Annotated in this window: 21 protein-coding genes; 10 read left to right on the top strand and 11 right to left on the bottom strand. The window is 62.3% G+C overall.

Going from position 1 to position 21,457, the window contains the following annotated elements; all coding sequences use genetic code 11:
- Positions 1-96: 96 nt before the first annotated feature.
- The 3 genes from HW452_RS08975 to HW452_RS08965 form a co-directional block, all read right to left on the bottom strand.
- Entirely contained in the window at positions 97-531 is a 435-nt protein-coding gene (locus HW452_RS08975) for a YqaA family protein (RefSeq protein WP_224105766.1), read from the bottom strand.
- Positions 532-545: 14 nt separating this feature from the next.
- On the bottom strand, positions 546-1,367 hold the full coding sequence (locus HW452_RS08970; protein ID WP_224105765.1) for an IclR family transcriptional regulator: 822 nt from the start codon (positions 1,365-1,367) through the stop codon (positions 546-548).
- 171 nt (positions 1,368-1,538) lie between these two features.
- Positions 1,539-2,522: a rhodanese-related sulfurtransferase gene (locus HW452_RS08965; protein ID WP_425348098.1), complete on the bottom strand. Its 984-nt coding sequence runs from the start codon at positions 2,520-2,522 to the stop codon at positions 1,539-1,541.
- 223 nt (positions 2,523-2,745) lie between these two features.
- On the opposite strand from HW452_RS08965, the gene HW452_RS08960 reads away from it, so the two are divergent.
- The gene (locus HW452_RS08960) at positions 2,746-3,435 is read left to right on the top strand and encodes a pirin family protein (RefSeq protein ID WP_224105764.1); all 690 of its coding nucleotides are present in this window, start codon (positions 2,746-2,748) and stop codon (positions 3,433-3,435) included.
- A 120-nt stretch (positions 3,436-3,555) separates the two neighbouring features.
- Here HW452_RS08960 and serA read toward each other — a convergent pair whose 3' ends face one another.
- Positions 3,556-4,800: a phosphoglycerate dehydrogenase gene (gene serA / locus HW452_RS08955; RefSeq protein ID WP_224105763.1), complete on the bottom strand. Its 1,245-nt coding sequence runs from the start codon at positions 4,798-4,800 to the stop codon at positions 3,556-3,558.
- 256 nt (positions 4,801-5,056) lie between these two features.
- Between serA and HW452_RS08950 the strand changes: the two genes are divergently transcribed.
- The 3 genes from HW452_RS08950 to dxs are packed head-to-tail and all read left to right on the top strand — an operon-like array spanning position 5,057 to position 8,136.
- Positions 5,057-5,341: an exodeoxyribonuclease VII small subunit gene (locus tag HW452_RS08950; RefSeq protein ID WP_224105762.1), complete on the top strand. Its 285-nt coding sequence runs from the start codon at positions 5,057-5,059 to the stop codon at positions 5,339-5,341.
- Entirely contained in the window at positions 5,335-6,225 is an 891-nt protein-coding gene (ispA, locus tag HW452_RS08945) for a (2E,6E)-farnesyl diphosphate synthase (protein ID WP_224105761.1), read from the top strand. The genes HW452_RS08950 and ispA overlap by 7 nt, the downstream gene beginning before the upstream one ends.
- Positions 6,226-8,136 (top strand): 1-deoxy-D-xylulose-5-phosphate synthase, encoded by a 1,911-nt coding sequence (gene dxs / locus HW452_RS08940; RefSeq protein ID WP_224105760.1) that lies wholly within the window; start codon positions 6,226-6,228, stop codon positions 8,134-8,136.
- A gap of 126 nt (positions 8,137-8,262) precedes the next feature.
- On the opposite strand, the gene cheZ is transcribed toward dxs, so the two are convergent.
- The 3 genes from cheZ to HW452_RS08925 form a co-directional block, all read right to left on the bottom strand.
- Positions 8,263-8,946, bottom strand: a complete 684-nt coding sequence (gene cheZ / locus HW452_RS08935; protein ID WP_224105759.1) for a protein phosphatase CheZ — start codon at positions 8,944-8,946, stop codon at positions 8,263-8,265.
- 199 nt (positions 8,947-9,145) lie between these two features.
- On the bottom strand, positions 9,146-9,433 hold the full coding sequence (locus HW452_RS08930; RefSeq protein ID WP_224105758.1) for a MarR family transcriptional regulator: 288 nt from the start codon (positions 9,431-9,433) through the stop codon (positions 9,146-9,148).
- Positions 9,434-9,437: 4 nt separating this feature from the next.
- The gene (locus HW452_RS08925; protein WP_224105757.1) at positions 9,438-11,762 is read right to left on the bottom strand and encodes an FdhF/YdeP family oxidoreductase; all 2,325 of its coding nucleotides are present in this window, start codon (positions 11,760-11,762) and stop codon (positions 9,438-9,440) included.
- 201 nt (positions 11,763-11,963) lie between these two features.
- Here HW452_RS08925 and djlA point away from each other — a divergent pair, with 201 nt between their 5' ends.
- Positions 11,964-12,725: a co-chaperone DjlA gene (gene djlA, locus HW452_RS08920; protein ID WP_224105756.1), complete on the top strand. Its 762-nt coding sequence runs from the start codon at positions 11,964-11,966 to the stop codon at positions 12,723-12,725.
- A 158-nt stretch (positions 12,726-12,883) separates the two neighbouring features.
- Positions 12,884-13,513: a glutathione S-transferase family protein gene (locus HW452_RS08915; RefSeq protein WP_224105755.1), complete on the top strand. Its 630-nt coding sequence runs from the start codon at positions 12,884-12,886 to the stop codon at positions 13,511-13,513.
- Between the two features lie 11 nt (positions 13,514-13,524).
- Here HW452_RS08915 and trhA read toward each other — a convergent pair whose 3' ends face one another.
- The 4 genes from trhA to ribA form a co-directional block, all read right to left on the bottom strand.
- The gene (gene trhA / locus HW452_RS08910) at positions 13,525-14,190 is read right to left on the bottom strand and encodes a PAQR family membrane homeostasis protein TrhA (RefSeq protein WP_224105754.1); all 666 of its coding nucleotides are present in this window, start codon (positions 14,188-14,190) and stop codon (positions 13,525-13,527) included.
- Positions 14,191-14,352: 162 nt separating this feature from the next.
- Positions 14,353-14,892 carry a hypothetical protein gene (locus tag HW452_RS08905; protein WP_224105753.1) on the bottom strand — a complete coding sequence of 180 codons (540 nt, stop codon included), beginning with the start codon at positions 14,890-14,892 and terminating at the stop codon, positions 14,353-14,355.
- A gap of 22 nt (positions 14,893-14,914) precedes the next feature.
- The gene (locus HW452_RS08900) at positions 14,915-16,084 is read right to left on the bottom strand and encodes a zinc-dependent alcohol dehydrogenase (RefSeq protein ID WP_224105752.1); all 1,170 of its coding nucleotides are present in this window, start codon (positions 16,082-16,084) and stop codon (positions 14,915-14,917) included.
- Positions 16,085-16,211: 127 nt separating this feature from the next.
- Positions 16,212-16,847, bottom strand: a complete 636-nt coding sequence (gene ribA / locus HW452_RS08895; RefSeq protein WP_224105751.1) for a GTP cyclohydrolase II — start codon at positions 16,845-16,847, stop codon at positions 16,212-16,214.
- 232 nt (positions 16,848-17,079) lie between these two features.
- On the opposite strand from ribA, the gene hemE reads away from it, so the two are divergent.
- The 4 genes from hemE to HW452_RS08875 all read left to right on the top strand — a co-directional run bounded on the left by hemE (position 17,080) and on the right by HW452_RS08875 (position 21,392).
- On the top strand, positions 17,080-18,192 hold the full coding sequence (hemE, locus tag HW452_RS08890) for a uroporphyrinogen decarboxylase (RefSeq protein WP_224105750.1): 1,113 nt from the start codon (positions 17,080-17,082) through the stop codon (positions 18,190-18,192).
- Complete coding sequence (speE, locus tag HW452_RS08885; RefSeq protein ID WP_224105749.1) at positions 18,192-19,052, top strand: polyamine aminopropyltransferase; 861 nt, start codon at positions 18,192-18,194, stop codon at positions 19,050-19,052. Before hemE ends, speE begins: the two co-directional genes overlap by 1 nt.
- An 82-nt stretch (positions 19,053-19,134) precedes the next feature.
- A complete protein-coding gene (locus HW452_RS08880) occupies positions 19,135-20,145 on the top strand; it encodes an amino acid ABC transporter substrate-binding protein (RefSeq protein WP_224105748.1) in 1,011 nt (336 codons plus the stop codon).
- A gap of 227 nt (positions 20,146-20,372) precedes the next feature.
- Complete coding sequence (locus HW452_RS08875) at positions 20,373-21,392, top strand: amino acid ABC transporter substrate-binding protein (protein ID WP_224105747.1); 1,020 nt, start codon at positions 20,373-20,375, stop codon at positions 21,390-21,392.
- Positions 21,393-21,457: the final 65 nt, after the last annotated feature.

Genomic DNA, 21,457 nt, shown 5'->3' with positions numbered 1-21,457 from the left:
TGATTGCCAGCCGATAAAGCCGCACAGGGTAACATGCGCACATAAGCGAGGTCTGGCAGTAAGTTCAACGTCATGAGAGCTTGCGGACGGGGAGCATCAGGCTTGGCAGAGCGGCAGCAAAAAGCGGTGCGCCAGGCCCAGCACCACGGCGTAGCGTACGCCCTTGGCCATCACGATCCACAGCACAGCGCGCCACCAGGGCAGGCGAAACAGCCCGGCCAGTACCGTCAGCGGGTCGCCGATGATGGGCACCCAGGAGAGCAGCAGGCTCGCCTCCCCCAGCTTGTGGTACCAGCGCTCTGCCCGGGCAAGGCTGGCAGGCGAGGCCGGAAACCAGCGCCGGTGCTGAAACTGGCGCGCATAGCGGCCCATGGCCACATTGACCAGGCTGCCCAAGGTATTGCCTGCGGTGGCGACCCACCAGAGCACGAAAGCTGGCTCCCCCAGACACCAGAGCCTGGCAAGCCATACCTCGGAGCCGCCGGGCAGCAACGTGGCGCTGGCGAAGGCGACAAGGAAAAGGCTCAGCATGAGCGGCTGCGCGTCTAGCGCGGCAGTTGGCCGCCCAACTGGGCGGTAATCTCATCGGCGACCTGGCGCACCTGCGCCCCGAGCGCCAGAAGGCGCGACTCGGGAATGCGCGCCATGGGCCCTGACACCGAAATCGCCGCCAGCGGCAGAGCGTGCTCATCGAACACGCAGGCCGCCACGCAGTGCAGGCCAATGGCATGCTCTTCGCGATCACAGGCGAACCCTTGCTGGCTGATCTGCTGCATTTCGGCGGCCAGTGACTCGGGCTGGCACAGGGTATTCTCCGTCACCTGGGCCAGCTCACCGCCGGTCATGAAACGCTCGCGCTCGTCAGCGGGCATCCACGCCAGCAGCGCCTTGCCCACGCCGGAGGCGTGCAACGGCGCCCGGGAACCCAGGCGGGTAATCATGCGCATCATCTGGGGCGATTCATGCTGGGCCAGAAACACCGCCGTATCGCCGTCGCGAATACCCAGATTGGCAGTTTCGCCGGTCTCCGCGGTCAGTCGACGCAGGAAGGGACGACTCTTGGCCACCACGTCACGCGCTTCCAGGAAGCTGTTGCCGATGCGAAAGGTCTTGACGTCGATGCGCCAAAGCCCCTGCTCGTTTTCCTGGGTGACAAAGCCCTGGCTCTGCAGCGCCTGCAGCAAGCGGTGGGTAGTGGAAGGTGCAAGCTCGGCCTTTTCGGCCACCTCGGAAAGGGCCAGCCCCCGCGGACTCGCGGCCAGATACTCCAGTAGCGTCAGACCACGTACCAGCGACTGGCTATGACCACCACCGGCCTTGGCGGCACTGGCCGGACGCCCGACCGTTCTACGCTTGGCTTCACTCACCCTGCTCTCTCCTGAAGGCACAAAACCCACAGGATAACGCGCCACCAGGGCGCTGTCGCGTTTACGGAAACGAATTCCACGAATGCAGAATGCTTAAGGAAAGGGAATCAGTGCCCCCGGCGGCCACGGGTGTGGCCGCCGGTATCTGTTCAAACGCTCAGGGCGAGCGTATCAGGCTTTTTCGCGATGGTTATAACCCAGGGGATGCGGCTCGCCGCGCGCCTTGGCAAGCTCGATCTGACGCTGGCGCTCGCGGGCGGCGGCGCGGGTCTTCTCGGGTAGCGAATCGATACAGTGCGGGCAGCTGATGCCCGGCTGATAGGCAGGTGACTGCATGTCCTCGGTGGAAACCGGCATGCGGCAGGCGTGGCACTGCTCATAGGTGCCTTCGCTCAAATCGTGCTTCACCGTGACCCGGTTATCGAACACGAAGCAATCGCCCCGCCACAGTGACTTCTCTTCCGGCACCTTTTCCAGGTAGTTCAGCACCCCGCCCTTGAGGTGGTAGACCTCTTCGAACCCCTCTTTCAGCATGAAGCTGGAAGCTTTTTCGCAGCGGATGCCGCCGGTGCAGAACATCGCGACCTTCTTGTGCTTCTCGGGATCATAGTGCTCGCGCACGTACTCGGGAAACTCGCGGAAGGTGGTAGTTTTCGGGTCGATGGCGCCTTCGAAGCTGCCGATGGCCACTTCGTAATCGTTACGCGTATCGATCACCAGTACCTCGGGGTCGGAGATCACTTCATTCCAGTCTTCCGGCTCGACATAGGTGCCCACGGTATCGTTGGGGTCGATGCCCGGCACGCCAAGGGTCACGATCTCTTTCTTGAGCTTGACCTTGGTGCGGTAGAACGGCGTTTCGTCACAAAACGACTCCTTGTGATCGATATCGGCCAGGCGCGGATCAGCGGTCAGCCAGGCAAGCAGGGCATCGATGCCTTCGCGGGTACCGGCAACGGTACCGTTGATGCCCTCCTTGGCGAGCAGCAGGGTGCCCTTGACATCGTTATCGACCATGGTCTGGCGCAGCGGCTCGCGCAGCGCCTCGAAGTCATCCAGGGTGACAAACTTGTACAGCGCCGCCACGACGATGCGCGGCATCTCGCCAACGCCAGCAACAGACTCAGCGACGGATTCAGAAACAGATACAGACATGCAGGACTCCAGGTAGTCGCCCTCGCAAAGGGCGGACCGGGTTGAAAACGCCGTAGTCTAGCGCAAACCGCGCAGCGCTTGAATGCCGGCACGTTGACGCAGGTCATCTGCCTTAAAAAAAGCGTCGATTTAATCGACGCCATCGTACTGAAAGCTTCACCCCATGCCTCGCCAGTTCGGGCGTATATTGACGCTATTCCTTCGATTCTATTGAGAGCACTGCATGAAAATCCGACGCGCCGACGAGCGCGGCTACGCCGACCACGGCTGGCTGCGCTCCTACCATACGTTTTCGTTTGCCAACTACCTGGATCCCGAACACATGGGCTTTCGCGCCCTGCGGGTGATCAATGAAGACCGCGTAGCCGGCGGCCATGGCTTTGGCGCCCACCCTCACCGCGACATGGAGATCATCTCCTACGTGCTGGAAGGTGAGATGGAGCACAAGGACAACATGGGCAACGGCGAGATCATGCGCCCGGGCGATGTGCAGCGCATGTCGGCGGGCACGGGCGTGGTGCACAGCGAATTCAATCACTCCAGTGAAAAGGGGCTGCACTTTCTGCAGATCTGGATCGAGCCCCGCGCCCTTGGCATCGCCCCCAGCTACGAGCAGAAAACCTTTCCCGCCGCCAGCCGCCAAGGCCAGTGGCGGCTGGTGGTGTCTCAGGATGGCCGCGAGGATTCGGTCAGCATCAATCAGGATGTCAATCTGTACGCCGGCCTTCTTGCAGAGGGCGAGCACATCGAGACACCCGCCACACGCCATGCCTGGCTGCACGTGGTGAAGGGTGCGCTCGAGGTCAACGGCGAGCGCCTGAGTGCTGGCGATGCGGCAGCGTTCCAGCCCGGCGAGCGCCTGAGCGTCACCGGCAAGGAGGCAAGCGACGTGCTGCTGTTCGATCTGGCCTGAGCTGTTCGACCTGGCCTGAGTAGCCAAGCCCCCTGGTCAACTGCAAGGCTACCTGTACGCAAAACGACCCCTCTCGAAAGGGGCCGTTCGTACCGCTTGCGCTTGGCTACCTTCGCTTTATCAGCTGTTGTGCGATGAGTAGAGCGTGCGGATTTTCAGGGTATGCTCGACCTGCTTCAGCGCTTCGAGTGCCTGAGGGCCGTAGGCCTTGTCCACATCGATGACCACGTAGCCGACCTTGTCATTGGTCTGCAGGTACTGGCCGGAGATGTTGATGCCATTTTCCGACAGCACGCGGTTGATCTGGGAAAGCACGCCCGGCACGTTGTCGTGAATGTGCAGAAGGCGATGCTTGTCCGGGTGCGCGGGCAGCGCCACTTCCGGGAAGTTGACCGAGGTGATGGTCGTGCCGTTGTCGGAGTAGGTGATCAGCTTCTCGGCCACTTCGATACCGATGTTCTCCTGGGCTTCCAGGGTCGAACCACCGATGTGCGGTGTCAGGATCACGTTTTCCAGGCCGCGCAGCGGGCTTTCGAACTCCTCGTTGTTGCCCTTTGGCTCCACCGGGAACACATCGATGGCAGCGCCATTGAGATGGCCCGACTTGATTGCATCGGCCAGCGGCTCGATTTCCACGACGCTGCCGCGCGAAGCGTTGATGAAGATTGCACCCTGCTTCATGGCGGCAATTTCCTTGGCACCGATCATCCAGCGGGTAGAAGGAAGGTCCGGCACGTGCAGGCTGACCACGTCAGAGCGCTCCAGCAGCTCCACAAGGCTGCCTACCTGGCTTGCGTTACCCATGCCAAGCTTGGTGATGCTGTCGAAGTAGATGACGTTGAAACCCAGGGCTTCGGCCAGCACCGAAAGCTGCGCGCCGATGCTGCCGTAACCCACGATGCCGAGCGTCTTGCCCCGCGCTTCGTGGGAGTTGCTGGCGGATTTCAGCCAGCCGCCCTGATGAGCGCGGGCATTTTTCTCCGGAATGCCGCGCAGCAGCATGATCGCCTCGGCCAGCACCAGCTCGGCTACCGAGCGCGTGTTGGAGTAAGGCGCGTTGAACACGGCAACACCGCGCTTCAACGCCGCTTCCAGGTCTACCTGATTGGTACCGATACAGAAACAGCCCACCCCGACCAGCTTCTCCGCGGCGGCAAACACCCGCTCATTGAGCTGGGTACGCGAGCGGATACCGATGAAGTGCACGTCACGGATCTTTTCGATCAGCGCCGCTTCGTCGAGCGATGTCGGCAAGTGCTCGATATTTTCATATCCGGCAGCGTGAAAATTGTCCACCGCGCTTTGGTGGACGCCCTCGAGTAGCAGGATCTTGATCTTGCTCTTGTCCAGGGACGTTTTAGCCATGCTGAATCAACCTCTATGGTCGGCGGCGTGCGCCGTGTATCGGTTCACGGGAAGGCCGTATAGTAGCACATTGCCTCTTCATCGAACCGAGGCAAGCGAATGAAATGTCTGCGTTCTCAAGATGAAAACAGTGCAAGTGCCCCTGAAAACCGCCAGGGGAAGACGCCACCCCCTGGCCTCGGTGTATACTGTGCGTTTACGTTGTGGGTACACGCGCGGCCCTGTGATCGGGCGCCAAAACAGTAGGCAGTGACCAATGAGCGATACCACACCCTCACCGCAGGATTTTGCGGCCACGGTTGAACAGCTGGAAACCATCGTAGAACGCCTGGAGTCGGGCGAGCTCTCATTGGAAGATGCGCTGGGCGCCTTCGAGCAGGGCGTGCGGCTGACCCGCGACGCCCAGCAGCGGCTGGACAGCGCCGAGCTAAAGGTACGCGCGCTGAGCGAAGACAGTGACGGCCGCCTGAGCGTCGCCTCTTTCGAGCGCGATGACGCCTCCGCAGATGACGGTGAGGCTGAGGAGACGCCCCCATGGTAGCCACGCACACAGCGTCGCTCACGGCCCTGCGCCAGACCAGCACCGCCCGGGTCGATGCGGCCCTGAACGCCCTGTTTGACGAACATGCCGTCGTGCCCCGGCTGGACGCCGCCATGCGTCACGGCCTGCTGGTGGGTGGCAAGCGCCTGCGCCCGCTGCTGGTCTATCTGGCGGGCCGGGCGTTGGGCGCGCGCGACTCGGATCTTGACGCCCCGGCCGCCGCCATCGAACTGATTCACGCCTACTCGCTGATTCACGACGACCTGCCCGCCATGGACGACGACGACCTGCGCCGCGGCCAGCCTACCGTGCATATCGCCTATGATGAAGCCACCGCCATCCTGGCCGGCGATGCGCTGCAGACCCTGGCTTTCGAAGTGCTGGCGCGCACCACCCACCCACGCCTGGGCAGCCTGGTCATGACCCTGGCCACCGCCTCGGGCCGCGCTGGCATGGTGGCAGGCCAGGCACTCGACCTGGCTGCCGTGGGCGGCCATCCGGACGTCGACGCGCTTGCCCACATGCACGCCCACAAGACCGGCGCGCTGATCGTAGCCGCCGTGCGCCTCGGCGGGCTGATCGCCGTGGATGATGCGGACCCGCGCCTGGAAGCGCTGACACGCTATGCACGCGCCATCGGCCTTGCCTTCCAGATTCATGACGATGTGCTTGATGTGACCGGCGATACCGCCACGCTTGGCAAGACATCCGGCGCCGATGCCGCCCGCGCCAAGCCAACCTACCCAAGCCTTTTGGGGCTTGATGGCGCGCAGCACAAGGCGCAAACCCTGATTGACGAGGCCATTGCCGCACTTGCGCCGTTAGGTGAGCAAGCCGCGCCCCTGGCTGAACTGGCCCACTACATGATCGAGCGCGACCACTAGATGCCCATGAAGCTGTTCGACGAGATTCCCCGCGAGCGCCCGGCAACGCCGCTGCTCGACTCCTTTGACCACCCCTCGGCGCTGCATGCCATGAATGCTCGGCAGTTGGCGCAACTGGCTGACGAACTGCGTGCCTATCTGCTCTACAGCGTGGGCGTTTCCGGCGGCCATTTCGGCGCCGGCCTCGGCGTGGTGGAACTCTCCGTGGCCTTGCACCACGCCTTTCAGACGCCCAGGGACCGCCTGGTGTGGGACGTTGGCCATCAGGCCTACCCGCACAAGATCCTGACCGGTCGCCGCGAGGCGATGCTGAGCATTCGCCAGCACAGCGGCCTGGCCGCCTTTCCACGCCGCGCCGAATCCGAGTACGACACTTTTGGCGTGGGCCACTCCAGCACCTCGATTTCAGCAGCCCTTGGCATGGCGCTGGCGGCGCAGGCCAAGGGTGACGACCGCCGCGTCTGCGCCATCATCGGCGATGGCGCGCTCACGGCCGGCATGGCCTTTGAAGCGCTGGCGCACGCCGGGCATGTCAACGCCAACATGCTGGTCGTGCTCAACGACAACGAAATGTCGATCTCGGAAAACGTGGGCGGCCTGGCCACCTACCTGGCACGGGTGCTGTCGAGCAAGCCCTACCTCAAGATCCGCGAGGAGAGCAAGAAGGTACTTTCTCATCTGCCTGGCGCCCTGGAACTGGCCCGCCGCACCGAAGAGCACATGAAAGGCATGGTCAGCCCGGCCACCCTGTTCGAGGAGATGGGTTTTCACTACGTGGGGCCCATTGATGGGCACGATCTGGAAGCCCTGACCGAGACGCTTGCCAACCTGCGCAACGCCAAGGGCCCCCAGTTCCTGCATATCAAGACGGTGAAAGGCAAAGGCTTTCTGCCCGCGGAGGCGGACCAGATCGGCTACCACGCCATCACCAAGCTGGAAAAGACCAGCAAGACGCCCGCCCCACCGCCCAAGGCACCCAGTGCCCCCAAGAAGAAGTACTGCAACGTGTTCGGCGACTGGCTGTGCGACATGGCCGAAAGCGACCCGCGTCTGATGGGCATTACCCCTGCCATGCGCGAAGGCTCGGACCTGGTACGCTTTTCCAGGGAGTTCCCGGCACGCTACTTCGACGTGGCGATTGCCGAGCAGCACGCGGTAACACTCGCCGCCGGCATGGCCTGCGAAGGCCTGAAGCCGGTGGTCGCGATCTACTCGACCTTTCTGCAGCGCGGCTACGACCAGCTGATTCACGACGTGGCGGTGCAGAACCTGGATGTCACCTTTGCCATCGACCGCGCGGGCCTGGTGGGCGAAGACGGCCCGACCCACCACGGCAGCATGGATCTCTCCTTCCTACGTTGCGTGCCCGGCATGGTGATTCTGGCGCCCGCCGATGAAGCAGAATGTCGCGCCATGCTGAGCGCTGCCTACCACTTCCCCGGCCCTGCGGCGGTGCGCTACCCGCGCGGTACCGGCCCTGGCGTGGAGATCCCTATGCATCTGGATGCCCTGCCCATCGGCAAGGCGCAGGTGCGCCGCGAAGCAACCGGCGACGGCGTGCGCGTTGCGTTACTGGCGTTTGGCAGTTTGAACGGCCCCGCCGCCGAGGTCGCCGAGCGACTGAACGCCACGCATATCAACATGCGCTCGATCAAGCCGCTGGACCGCGATGCGGTACTCCACGCCGCCGACGAGCACGAGCTGCTGGTCACACTGGAAGAGAATACGATCGCCGGTGGCGCGGGCAGCGCCGTCAGCGAGTTGCTGCACGCTGAAGGCGTACAGATCGAGATGCTCCATCTCGGCCTGCCGGATATATTTGTGGAACACGGCACCCCGGAAGAACTGCTCCGCGACTGCGGCCTGGACGCCGAAGGCATCGAGGCGGCCATCCGTCAGCGGTTGCCCTAGCGCGCTCGGGGAAAGGCCCCTTGCAGATTGACACGCGTCGCCGCCTATCCTCAACCGAATGCCGCCCGGCCACGGGCGGCCATCACAACGCGCTGCCTGGCAACGCTCAATGGCCGAGAAAGCCGCTCAAAAACCAAGCTCGTCGAGCAGATCGTCTACCTGATCCTGCCCTGATACCGCGTCAGCCTTGCCTTCCCGTACCTGCGGGCCATTGCGCAGCTTGGCATGCTCATCACGATGGTCGTCGATACTGACTCCATCGGTGACGTTAGGCACGTTGTCCACCAGGACTTGAACAAGCTGCTCTTCGATCAACTGAATGACTTCCATCATCTTCTTGATCACCTGCCCGGTAAGGTCCTGGAAGTCCTGGGCCATCATGATTTCAAGCAACTCTTTCTGCGTGGTACCGGTCGCAGCCGGAAGCGAATCACTCAGGTAGTGCTGTGTATCCTTGACAAGCGACGGATCGCTTTCCACGACGGCCAGCGCCGCTGCTGCCTGCCAACGCTGATTGAGCGCCGCCCCCTCCGCCTCGAGACTATCCTGCACAGGTTGGGCGCGCTCAACGGCATTCAAGGCCCGCTCGGCCGCCTGCTCGGTCATCGAGGCGACATAGTTGAGCCGGTCATTGGCATCGGGTATCGCCTGCGCCGCCTGGCTGATCTGCTGATCCAGGCCAAGCTCTTTCATGCTGTCCCGCAGCAGGCGCGTAAGATGGCCGATACGATGCACCATCTCATCATTGCTGTCTTTTTTGCCCAGCACCGACGGCATGGTCGTGTTGTGGGCGTTGTTAACCGTACTCATGACAATCCTCTTGTTGAGTGCCGTTGTTGATGAGCCGATAGCCATCAATCCACGTATTCGCTGGAGCTTTCAGACAGCTTGCACCAAGCGCTCAAGCCCGACACTACCTTCGGCGTAATTTCGTAAAACTTTAGTTTACTGTTTATTTTGAAGTCGTGTCTGCTATCTGGCTTTGCTGAGCCAATATGGCCAGCACTTGTCACAGGCTGGCGACCCAACACACCCGCAGCGCCGGGCTGGCCCCGCCGGCGGGTTGGGTTCTGATCCAACCCGCCTCTTCAAGCGTGGTGCAGGCGCGGCGGATCAGGGCGTGTTCGATCTCCAGGTACCGGGCGAGCAACGCGCTGGAAACGCCGTTTTCAGAAGGTGGCTGTTCATCAAGCGCCAACAGCACCAGGGCCGCCAGGGGGTCGAGCTCGGGATGAGCGGCCTGCAGGGCGTTGAGTGCGCGCTGCAGGCTCGCTGGGTCTGCGGGGCGTTCAGGCACGGGCTCAGGCGATCCGGGCGCTGGCTTGCAGGCGGATGGCGATCGACTTGGAAGCCGGGGTGTGGCTCTTGTCGCCCTTGTGGTCCAGCGGAATCAGCGGGTTGGTTTCGGGATAGTAAGCTGCCGCGCAGCCTTCGGGGGTGTCATAGGCCACGATCTTGAAGCCATCGACCCGGCGCTCGATACCGTCGCTGGATTCGCCGATCAGATCTACCCACTGCCCCGCTTCGAACCCCAACCGGTCGATGTCCGCAGCGTTCAGGAAGATCACCTGGCGGCCGTTTTCGATGCCGCGGTAGCGGTCGTTGTAGCCGTATACCGTGGTGTTGTACTGGTCGTGAGAGCGCATGGTCTGCAGCGTCAGCCAGCCACCTTCGCGGGTGGTCATCTGCTGGTGCATCACCTGGCCGGGCAGCGCGGCGGTGGAAAACTCGGCCTTGCCGCTCGGGGTAGGAAATGTCAGCTCGAACGCCGGGTTAACCAGCCAGAAACCGCGGGGCTCGCGTACGCGTTCGTTGAAGTTCTCGAAGCCCGGGATCACCGCTTCGATATGGTCGCGAATCACGTCGTAGTCTTCGCGCATCGCCGCCCAATCCACCACCTCGCTGCCCAAAAGGCGCTCGGCCAGGCCGGTGAGGATGGTGATCTCGGAAGGCAGTGCCTTGTCTACAGGGCGGTTGATGCCCGCCGAGCCGTGCACCATGCTCATGGAGTCTTCCACGGTGATCAGCTGCGGCTTGCCGGCCTTGTTGCGGTCCACCTCGGTGCGCCCTAGGCAGGGCAGAATCAGCGCGTCCTTGCCGGTCACCAGATGGCTGCGGTTCAGCTTGGTGCTGATGAACGCCGTCATGCGGCACCGGGCCATGGCCGCTTCGGTCACCCGGCTGTCGGAAATCGCGCGGGTGAAGTTGCCCGCCAGGCCGATGAACACCTTGCCCGGTGCGTCGCGCATGGCCTGCACGGCGGCCACGGAGTCCACCCCGTGTTTACGCGGCATGGGTTTGCCGTAGCGGGCTTCCAGGGCATCGAGCAGTGCATCAGAAGGCTTTTCGAAAATGCCCATGGTGCGGTCGCCCTGCACGTTGGAGTGGCCGCGTACCGGGGAAGTGCCGGCGCCCAGCTTGCCCAGGTTGCCACACAACAGCAGCAGGTTGACGATCTCGCGCACGGTGGGCACCGAGTGCACGTGCTGGGTAATCCCCATGGCCCAGCAGATGATCGTCGCCCTGGAGCGGGCGTAGAGCGCGGCGGCTTCTTCCATCTCGGCGCGGCTTAACCCGGATTGCGTCTCCAGGGTTTCCCAGGCGGTGGCTTCCACCAGGGCGCGGTAGCCGTCAAGCTCGGCGGTGTGGGCAGCCATGAAGGCGTGGTCCAGCACGTTTTCGCCTGCCGCGTCGCGCTCGAACAGCGCCTTGGCCATGCCGCGCACCACCGCCATGTCGCCGCCAAGCTTGGGGCAGAAGTAGTGCGAGCTGATCCGGTGGCTGCCGTTGTGCAGCATCTCGAGCGGCTTTTGCGGATCGGCGAACTTTTCGAGCCCGCGCTCGCGCAGCGGGTTGAAGCTGACGATCGTTGCCCCCCGCTCGGCAGCTTCGCGCAGCGTGCCCAGCATGCGCGGGTGATTGGTGCCGGGGTTCTGGCCAAACACGAAGATCGCCTCGGCGTGCTCGAAATCCTCCAACCGCACGCTGCCCTTGCCGGTGCCCAGCGCCTCGCCCAGGGCAACGCCGCTGGCCTCATGGCACATGTTGGAGCAGTCCGGCAGGTTGTTGGTACCGTAAAGCCGCGTCAGCAGTTGAAACACGTAGGCCGATTCATTACCGGCCTTGCCCGAGGTATAGAAGATCGCGTCGTCCGGGGTGGGCAGCGCCTTGAGCTCCGCGGCCAGCAGGTCCAGCGCCGCGTCCCAGTCAATCGGCTCGTAGTGGTCGGTGTCGGCGTTGTAGCGCATGGGCTCCACCAGCCGACCCTGATCTTCCAGGCGGTAGTCGTCCCAGGTCTTCAGCTCACTGACGCTATGCTGGGCAAAGAACTTCCGGGTAACCCGCTTGGAGGTGGCTTCCCAGGTAACCGCCTTGACGCCGTTTTCGCAGAACTCGAAGGATGAGCCGTGCGCCGGGTCACCCCAGGCGCAGCCCGGGCAGTCGAAGCCATCGGGCTGGTTGAGCTTGAACAGCGACCGCGCGTTGGCCGCCGCTGAACGGCTGTGCAGCAGGTGCTTGCCCACCGCCTTGAGCGCGCCCCAGCCGCCGGCCGGGTTGTGATACTCAAAAACCTTGGGATCGTGTACCGTAGAGTTTTTTGGGGCGTCCGGATCTGGCGAGGCCATAGCGTCTCCATAGGGAAGGGGGAGGGGAAGCCGTGCGGCGGATTGCGGCGGTAAACGATCACGACAACCGTTAGCCGGCTTTCTTTTCAACTATAGTAGTACGTTCGGCGCAGCACGTCTCCTGGTGAAGGCCAACCGCGCCTTGAACCGCCCTCGCCCCTATCCGGCTGCTTACCTGTTCGACTGACGCTAGAGAGAGCCATGCTACTTCTGATTGTGTTTTTTGCCCTGATCGGTCTTGCCACGGGCGGCCCCGTGGGCCTGTTGATTGGCGGTGCCCTGGGCTGGTGGTTGGGGCGGCGCCTGAGCCGGCGCCTGATGGATGCGCGCATGCGGCTGCAGGAAGGCTTCCTGGAATCGATCTTCGCGGTGATGGGCTGCCTGTGCCAGGCGGATGGCAAGGTGACCGAAGGCGAGCGCGATGTGGCCGAGCGGCTGCTTGACCAGATGCGCTTGCAGGGCGAACAGCGTGCCCGAATGCGTGCCGCCTTCGAGCGCGGCCGCGCCGATGACTTTGACCTGGATGCAGAGCTTGCAAGCGTGGGCCGCCTGACCCGCCACCAGCCGGTCATGCGTCAGGTGTTCCTGCAGGTACAGCTTTCCGCGATTGCCGCCGACGGGGTGCTGCACCCCGCCGAGCATGACATGATCCTGCGAGTGGCCCGCGGCGTGGGCTGTAGCGAAACCGAACTCCAGCAGATCGAAGCCATGCTGCACGGCGCAGCCGCCAACTCCCAGGGCGCCAGCGAAGAGGCGCTGAAAGACGCCTACCGCGTGCTGGGTGTATCCGAGGAGGCCAGCGACGCCGAGATCAAGAAAGCCTACCGTCGTCTGATGAGCCAGAATCACCCGGACAAGCTGGCGGGCAAGGGCCTGCCCGAGAGCATGCGCGACGTTGCTCAGGCGCGCACCAGCGAAATCGGCAACGCCTACGAACGCATCCGCAAGGCGCGCGAGGGCTAATCACCGCAGGGTCAGTTGGCTCGGGGCAGCTTGATCAGGCACGCAAACGCTCCAGCCTTGCGGCCAGGCCATCGACAGCCTACCCCGCACCGGCTAGATTGAAGGCGTTCTCTTTTATGCAAGTGACGTTGTTAACGCACGATTGACAGGAGTACGCCATGATTACGCTATACAGTTTTCCCCACTCTCGTTCGCTGCGGGCCACCTGGACGCTTGAAGAACTGGGCGTCGAGTACCAGTGCCAGCACGTGGCGCTGGACAAGGGCGAAGGCCACAGCCCGGCCCACCTGGCCCGCCATCCGGATGGCAAGGTGCCGGTGATGGAAGATGGCGAGCTGACCCTGTTTGAATCCTCGGCGATCTGTCGCTATCTGGCCGAGCAGTATCGCGACCAGGCGGCACTACTGCCGGAAAGCGCTGCCGAGCGTGCCCAGGTCGATCAGTGGCTCAGCTTTATCGTCACCGAAGTCGAGCAGCCGCTATGGACCCAGGCCAAGCACACCTTTGCCCTGCCCGAAGACAAGCGCGTGTCGGCCATCGTACCAACCGCCACCTGGGAGTTTCAGCGCGCCCTTGGCGCTCTCGAACGCCGCTTCCAGGGCAAGGAAACCTTGGTAGGCCACACCTTTACCCTGGCAGACCTGTTTCTGACCCATACCCTCTCCTGGGCGATCAGCATGCAACATCGCCTGCCGGACGCCTTGCTGGCCTACCATAAGCGCCATTCGGCACGCCCGGCATTAAAACGTGCCGCCGAGCGTGAACAGCAGGCCGCCGACGCCACGTAAACCAGCGGCGCTTACGCCGTATGCGGCAGCACCGTGGCCACCACGGCCACAAAGTGGCACACGCTGCCGGCCACCACGAAAAGATGCCAAATCGTGTGGTTGTAAGGAATGGCGCGCACGGCGTAGAAGATGACCCCCAGCGTATAGGTAATCCCACCGGCCGCCAGCAAGGCGATGCCGGTGGTCGAGAGGCTGGCCGCCATTTCATCAGCCGCCAGCACGATCATCCAGCCCATCAGCAGGTAGATGATGACTCTCAACACTGAAAAGCGCGCAGGCCACAGCAGTTTCAAGACGATCCCCGCCAGTGCCAGCGACCATATGGCGGCAAACAGCCCCCAGCCCGTGGGGCCGCGCATGTTCACCAGCAGAAATGGCGTATAGGTGCCGGCAATCAGCAAATAGATGGCGCAGTGATCCAGCAGTTGAAAGCGCGACTTCCAGCGCTGGTGATTGATGCCGTGATACAGGGTCGAGGCGGTGTAGAGCAGCACCAGCGTGGTGCCGTAAAGACCGAGGCTTGCCAGCTTCCAAGGATCCACCTGGGCGGCGAGGCTGGCGACGATCATCAGCGCCACCATGCCCACCAGGCTCAAGACGGCGCCGATACCGTGGGTAATGCTGTGCCAGCGCTCTTCGAGCGGGCTGAAGTCTTCGGATTTCTGGCGGTATGGCATGCTGAGACGTCCTCCACGCGGACTGGCGGGTAACCCAGGCTCATGGGCGTTCGAACAATATACTCCAGAAGCAGGCATAAAAGACCCCAGGCAATGGATCCATGAACCGTTGATCGGATCGTGCCTGGGTCGTTTGTCATACGCTTGATGCCACGCTGAGTATCAGATGGGCGGATTGGGTAGCGCATCCTGCATGTCGCTTGGAACTTCATAGCCGCGCGCCGCGCCACGAGCGCTCTCAAGCCCTTGCGGAAAACCGCTGCGGTGGCTGTAGTCCGGCGTGACGCCCGCTTGGTAGGCATGGCGCTTGGAAAGCGCCTGGGCGCAGCAGACATCGATCGCCGTCAGTACGCTGACCGCCGTCAACGCCCGGTACAGGTTCTTGCGCTTGGGGTGATGCCGGTCCTGAAGCGCATAGGTCAGCGCGGCCAGGTCTATCGCATCGCCGCCTACCCGCCCCCAGATCGACGGCGTGGGGTTATCGGACAGCGCGCCAATGCCGCTGATCATCTCCCGGGCGCCACAGGCGCGCAGCTTGTTCTCATGGCCTTCCATGCCGAGTTGGCGGGCTAGCCTGGGCGCGGCAAAGAGCTGGTAAAGCCCCATGCCCAGGCTCAGCCAACCAAGCCCGCGGGCGACTTTATCGGCGGAACTGAGCGAGCGGGTCATGCGGGCGGACGACGTATGGTGTGAGTGATGCATATCTGCCTCCATGGGATAACGTTCAGGGTTTGAGAATGACCTTGACGCAACCGTCCTGCTTTTCGCGGAAGGTGTTATACATGTCAGGCCCCTGATCCAGGCCAACGGAGTGGGTAATCACGAACGAGGGATCGATCTGGCCTTCGTCGATACGGCGCAGCAGATCATCGGTCCAGCGTTTGACGTGGGTCTGGCCGGTACGCACGGTCAGCCCCTTGTTCATCAGCGCGCCCATGGGAATCTTGTCGACCAGACCGCCATAAACACCGGGAATGGACAGCACGCCGGCGGGCCGGCACACGTAGATCATTTCACGCAGCACATGGGCCCGGTCGCTTTCCAGCATCATTGCCTGCTTGACCCGGTCATAGGCAGAGTCCAGCGAGCGCGTGGTGTGAGCTTCAAGGCCAACGGCGTCGATGCACTTTTCCGGCCCCTTGCCGTGAGTCAGCTCCTGCAGGCGACCAAGCACGCTTTCATGATCGAAGTTGATCGTGATCGCCCCGCCTGCCTGGGCCATGGAGAGACGCTCGGGAACGTTATCGATCACGATGACCTGTTTGGCGCCAAGCAGCACGGCGCTGCGGATGCAGAACTGGCCGACCGGCCCAGCGCCCCAGATGGCCACCGTGTCGGTGGGCTGGATGTCGCACTGAACCGCGGCCTGCCAGCCGGTGGGGAAAATATCCCCCAGGAACAGCACCTGCTCGTCGGTGAGAGTGCTGGGAACCTTGATATGGGTGGAGTCGGCAAAGGGTACGCGCACGTACTCGGCCTGGCCGCCGGCGTAACCGCCGGTAAGGTGGGAGTAGCCGAACAACCCCGCACCGGCGTGGCCAAAGGCTTTATCTGCCAGGGATTTATTGCGATTGGAGCGCTCGCAGACCGAGAAATTCCCCCGCAGGCACTGCTCGCATTCGCCGCAGGTGATCGTGAACGGCACCACTATGCGGTCGCCTACCTTGAGGTCCTTGGTCGCGCTGCCTACCTCCATGACTTCGCCCATGAACTCATGACCGAGCACATCGCCACACTCCATGCCGGGAATGAAATGGTCATAAAGGTGCATGTCGGAGCCGCAGATGGCGCAACTGCTTACGTTGATGATCGCATCGCGGGGGTGTTCGATCTGAGGGTCGGGAACGGTGTCGTAACGAACGTCGTTCTTACCGTGCCAGCAAAGTGCCTTCATCGTCGCTTCTCCTTAACGTAATGCCTTGGTTAGCGTCCTGCCATCATTCAACATAGCTCAGACGCTAGACAAATACGTTTAAGAAAAAGCAAGTTTGCGGGGTTTTGACCGCATTAACGCGTATTTTTCAGCCTTTTCGCTCGATATCCACGTCACTTGCCTGGGTGAAGTCACCCAGCGCCATCATGTGGCCAAGTTTGCCGGCCTTGGTGGCCAGGTACTGTTCGTTGTGCGGGTTGAGGCCGGTGGTGATGGGCAGCCGCTCGACCACGTTGACGCCGTCACGGGTCAGCGCATCCACCTTGCGGGGGTTGTTGGTCATGAGTTTGAGCGCGGTCACGCCCAGGTGGTCAAGCATCGGTACGCATAGATCATAACGGCGCATGTCGGCACCAAAGCCGAGCTGCTCGTTGGCCTCCACCGTATCCGCTCCCTGATCCTGCAGGTGGTAGGCGCGAATCTTGTTCAAGAGTCCGATTCCCCGCCCTTCCTGGCGCAGGTAAAGCAGCACGCCGCGCCCCTCTTCGGCAATACGCTTGAGCGCCTCCTGCAACTGGTAGCCACAGTCGCAGCGCATGGAGAACAGCGCATCGCCGGTCAGGCACTCGGAGTGAACGCGCCCGAGTACCGGATCCGCGGTACTGACATCACCCAGCGTCAGCGCGATATGGTCCTTGCCGGTCGCGTCATCTTCGAAACCGTGCATGGTGAACGTGGCCCAGGGGGTGGGCAGCCGGGAAGCGGCAATGAAGCGAATGGTCACGGGTTACCTCGCAGATTAACCAAACCAGTTAACCACAACAATATTGAAAAGGCGCACAGTCTATCAGGAAGTCGCCATGAGCTCACGACAGCCGGCGGCGGCTTGGGTGAGAAAGCAAGGGACATCATCGCTTGCAATTTCAAGTACAATTGTACTTATTCGGTTCCCCAGTCACGTTTCCCGACTACGTTGTTGCGTATGATGCGGGCATATTTCCCAAGGGCGAGTGTTTATGACCCCCACACCTTTGCAAAACGATCGTTTTCTCCGCGCCCTGGCGCGCCAGCCCGTCGACCGCACACCAGTGTGGATGATGCGTCAAGCGGGCCGCTACCTGCCCGAGTACCGCGCCAGCCGCGCCGATGCGGGCAGCTTCATGGACCTGTGCCGCAACCACGACCTGGCCTGCGAGGTTACCCTGCAGCCGCTCGAGCGCTACCCGCTGGACGCTGCCATCCTGTTTTCGGACATTTTGACCATTCCGGATGCCATGGGCCTCGGGCTCTATTTTGAAACCGGCGAAGGCCCCAAGTTTCGCAAGACCGTGCGCACCGCCGAGGAAGTGGCCGCGCTCAGCGTACCCGACGCCGAGCGCGACCTGGATTACGTGATGCGCGCCGTCTCTACCATCCGCCGCGAGCTGAACGGGCGCATGCCGTTGATCGGCTTTTCGGGCAGCCCCTGGACGCTGGCGACCTACATGGTGGAAGGCGGCTCCAGCAAGGATTTCCGCCACCTGAAAACCATGCTCTACGACACGCCGGATACCATGCACCAGTTGCTGGACACCCTGGCGCAGTCAGTGACCGACTACCTGAACGCCCAGATTCGCGCAGGCGCCCAGGCGGTGCAGATTTTCGATACCTGGGGCGGCGCGCTATCAACGCCTGCGTACCTTGAGTTCTCGCTGCGCTACATGGAGCAGATCGTCTCCGGCCTGATCCGCGAGCACGACGGGCGCCGCGTACCGGTGATCCTGTTCACCAAGAACGGTGGCCAGTGGCTCGAGCATATCGCCTGCGCCGGTGCCGACGCCCTCGGCATCGACTGGTCGACCGAACTTTCCAACGCCCGCGACCGCGTGGGCCACAAGGTGGCGCTGCAGGGCAACCTGGACCCCAACGTGCTGTTTGCCCGCCCGTCGGCCATTCGCGCCGAAGTGGCCCGCGTGCTGGAGAGCTACGGCCATGGCCCGGGCCACGTGTTCAACCTGGGCCACGGCATCAGCCAGTTCACCAACCCGGATAACGTCACCGCCTTCATGGAAGCGCTGCACGAGCTGAGCCCGCAGTACCACCAGGGCATTCCAACCAACTCCAACCCCTCTTTCTCAGGAGCCCATTGATGAGCGAATTACGCGACGACCAGTGGTTTACCGAAGTCTTCGATAGCCACGGCAGCGCCTTCTCGCTGAAGGTCTCTGAGAAGCTGTTGGACGTGCAGAGCGAGTACCAGCACCTGGAGGTGTACGCCACCGAGACCTACGGCAACCTGATGGTGCTCGACGGCTGCGTGATGCTCACCGACCGCGACAACTTCCTGTATCACGAAATGATTGCCCACCCGGCGCTGTTTACCCACCCCGCGCCCAAGCGCGTGGTGATCATCGGCGGCGGCGACTGCGGCACGCTGAAGGAAGTTTTGCGCCATCCGGGCGTCGAGAAGGTCACCCAGATCGATATCGACGAGGAAGTGACCAAGGCCGCCGAGCGCTTCTTCCCGGCACTGGTGGAAGCCAACGACGACCCACGCGCGGAGCTTTTGTTCGCTGATGGCGTGAAGTGGGTGGATGACGCCGCGGATGAAAGCATCGACGTGCTGATCATCGACTCCACCGACCCGGTGGGGCCTGCCGAGGGGCTGTTCAAGACCGATTTTCTGAAGCGCTGCCACCGCATCCTGAAAGCCGACGGCGTGATGGTCCAGCAGAGCGAATCACCGCTTTATCACAGCGGCTCGATCATTCGCGAGCTGCGCCACGACATGCGCGAAGCCGGGTTCGACAGCGTCGCTACACTGCCCTTCCCCCAGCCGGTCTATCCTTCCGGCTGGTGGAGCGTGACACTGGCCGGTAAAGGCACCAACGTGGAAACCTTCCGCGAAGAGGCTGCCGCTGGCCACGAAATGCCGCTACAGTACTACACAGTGGATGCCCACCGGGGCGCCCTGGCACTGCCGCCGTTCATGCGCAAGGCGTTCGGCTGACGTCTGACTGAATAGCGCGCCAGCAAGCGATGAAGGCCGGGCACTGCTCGGCCTTTTTTGTGTCATCACCAAGGAATTAACAATGAAAATCCTTAAATGGTTAAGCGTTGGCGCATGCGCCCTGGCCCCGGCGGTTGCCCTGGGCACCACCCTTGAAACGGTGCAGTCTCGTGATAGCGTGCGCTGCGGGGTGAACGCCGCCCAGCCTGGCTTCTCCTCACTGGACGATAACGATACGTATCGTGGCCTGGATACCGACGTTTGCCGGGCAATTGCCGCCGCCGCCCTTGGCGACGCCGGCAAGGTCGATTTCGTACCGCTCGATTCCGTCGAGCGCTTTACCGCCCTGCAGTCCGGCGAAGTGGACGTGCTCTCGCGCACCACGACCTGGACGTCCAGCCGCGACACCACCCAGGGCATGCACTTTACCGGGGTGAGCTACTACGATGGCCAGACCTTCATGGTGGCAAGCGATCTGGGCGTACAAAGCGCCGAAGAGCTGGATGGTGCGGCGGTGTGCACCCAGTCCGGCACCACCAGCGAGCTGAACCTTTCCGACTACTTCCGCATCAACGACATGCGCTATGACGCGGTGGTGTTTGACTCCCCCGAGCAGTCGATTGCCGGTTTCGAAGCCGGACGCTGTGACGTGCTAAGCTCCGATGCCTCGCAACTGTATGCTCAGCGCATGCAGCTGGCGAACCCTGACATGGCGGTGGTGCTGCCCGAGATCATCTCCAAGGAGCCGCTGGGCCCCGCCGTGCGCCAGGGCGACGATCAGTGGTTCAACATCGTGAAATGGTCGCTGTTTGCCATGCTCAATGCCGAAGAACTGGGCGTTTCGAGCCACAATATCGATGAACATGCCGATTCCGACAACCCGGACATCGCCCGCCTGCTCGGCCAGGACGGCAATTTTGGTGAAGGCATGGGACTCAATGACGACTGGGCTTATCAGATCGTCAAGCAAGTGGGTAACTACGCCGAAATGTTCGACCGCAACGTCGGCGCAGATTCCGATATCAAGATCGCCCGCGGCCTGAACGCCTTGTGGAAAGATGGCGGCATTCAGTACGCCCCGCCCATTCGTTAAACGCTGTTTCGACTCTTCTATTTCCGCCTGTCTGACGGTTATCGCACCATAAAAGAGCATGCGATAACCGTTTTCACGTTTTTGCACCTGAACTTTCGTAGGCATACGGTCGTTTTGCGTTGAAAAGCGCTGAATATAGCGCTGTACCCATGTTGGCACCTTCCTTGCTAGCTTTATGTGTCATGCCTTTGCATGCATAACAATATTAATCGAGGAAGGGAATTACCATGCTGAACAAGAAACATTGGTTACTACTGGCCTCTGCAGGTGCACTTACACTGACCGGTGCGGCCAACGCCGCCACCCTTGAAGATACCGTTGAACGCGGCGCCGTGCAGTGTGGCGTCAGCGATGGCCTGCCGGGCTTCTCCGCCCCCGATGGTGACGGCAACTGGCAAGGCCTGGATGTCGATGTCTGCCGCGCGGTTGCCGCGGCCGTGCTGGGCGACGCCGATGCCGTAAACTATATTTCCCTCAACGCCGTCGAGCGCTTCACCGCGCTGCAGTCCGGCGAGATCGATGTGCTCTCGCGTAACACCACCTGGACCACCACCCGCGACACCACACTGGGCCTGAACTTTGCCGGCGTGACCTTCTACGACGGTATCGGCTTCATGGTCAGCCGTGATCTGGGCATCAGCGGTGCCGACGAGCTGGACGGTGCGGCGATCTGTATCCAGAGCGGTACCACCACCGAACTCAACGTGGCCGATTACTTCCGTGCCAACGACATGGAATTCGATCCCATCGTATTTGATACCTCCGAGCAGACCGTGGGTGGCTTCCAATCTGGCCGCTGTGACGTGCTGACTTCGGATACCTCGCAGCTGGCGGCCCTGCGTATTCAACTGGATGACCCGAACGGCGCGGTCATTCTCCCCGATATCATCTCCAAGGAACCGCTGGGACCGGTCGTGCGCCAGGGCGACGACACCTGGTTCAATATCGTCAAGTGGTCGCTGTTTGCCATGCTCAATGCTGAAGAGTACGGCGTGACCAGCGAAAACGTCGACGAAATGACCAGCTCCGAAAACCCCGATATCGCCCGCCTGCTGGGCCAGGACGGCAACTACGGCGAAGGCATGGGCCTTGAGGCCGACTGGGCTTACAACATCATCAGCCAGGTGGGTAACTACGCCGAAAGCTTTGATCGCAACGTCGGCATGGATTCACCGCTCGAGATCGAGCGCGGTGTCAACGCGCTGTGGAATCAGGGTGGCTTCCACTACGCCCCGCCGATTCGCTAAGCGTCTCGCTTGACCCGGCCCGCCGTGCTTGCCAGGCAAGCACCGGCGGGCCATCTGTTCGACCT

This window comes from Vreelandella aquamarina (genome assembly GCF_020075495.1).
In the GTDB taxonomy this organism is placed as follows: Bacteria; Pseudomonadota; Gammaproteobacteria; order Pseudomonadales; family Halomonadaceae; genus Vreelandella; species Vreelandella aquamarina_A.
This window is presented reverse-complemented; position numbering and strand designations above follow the sequence as displayed.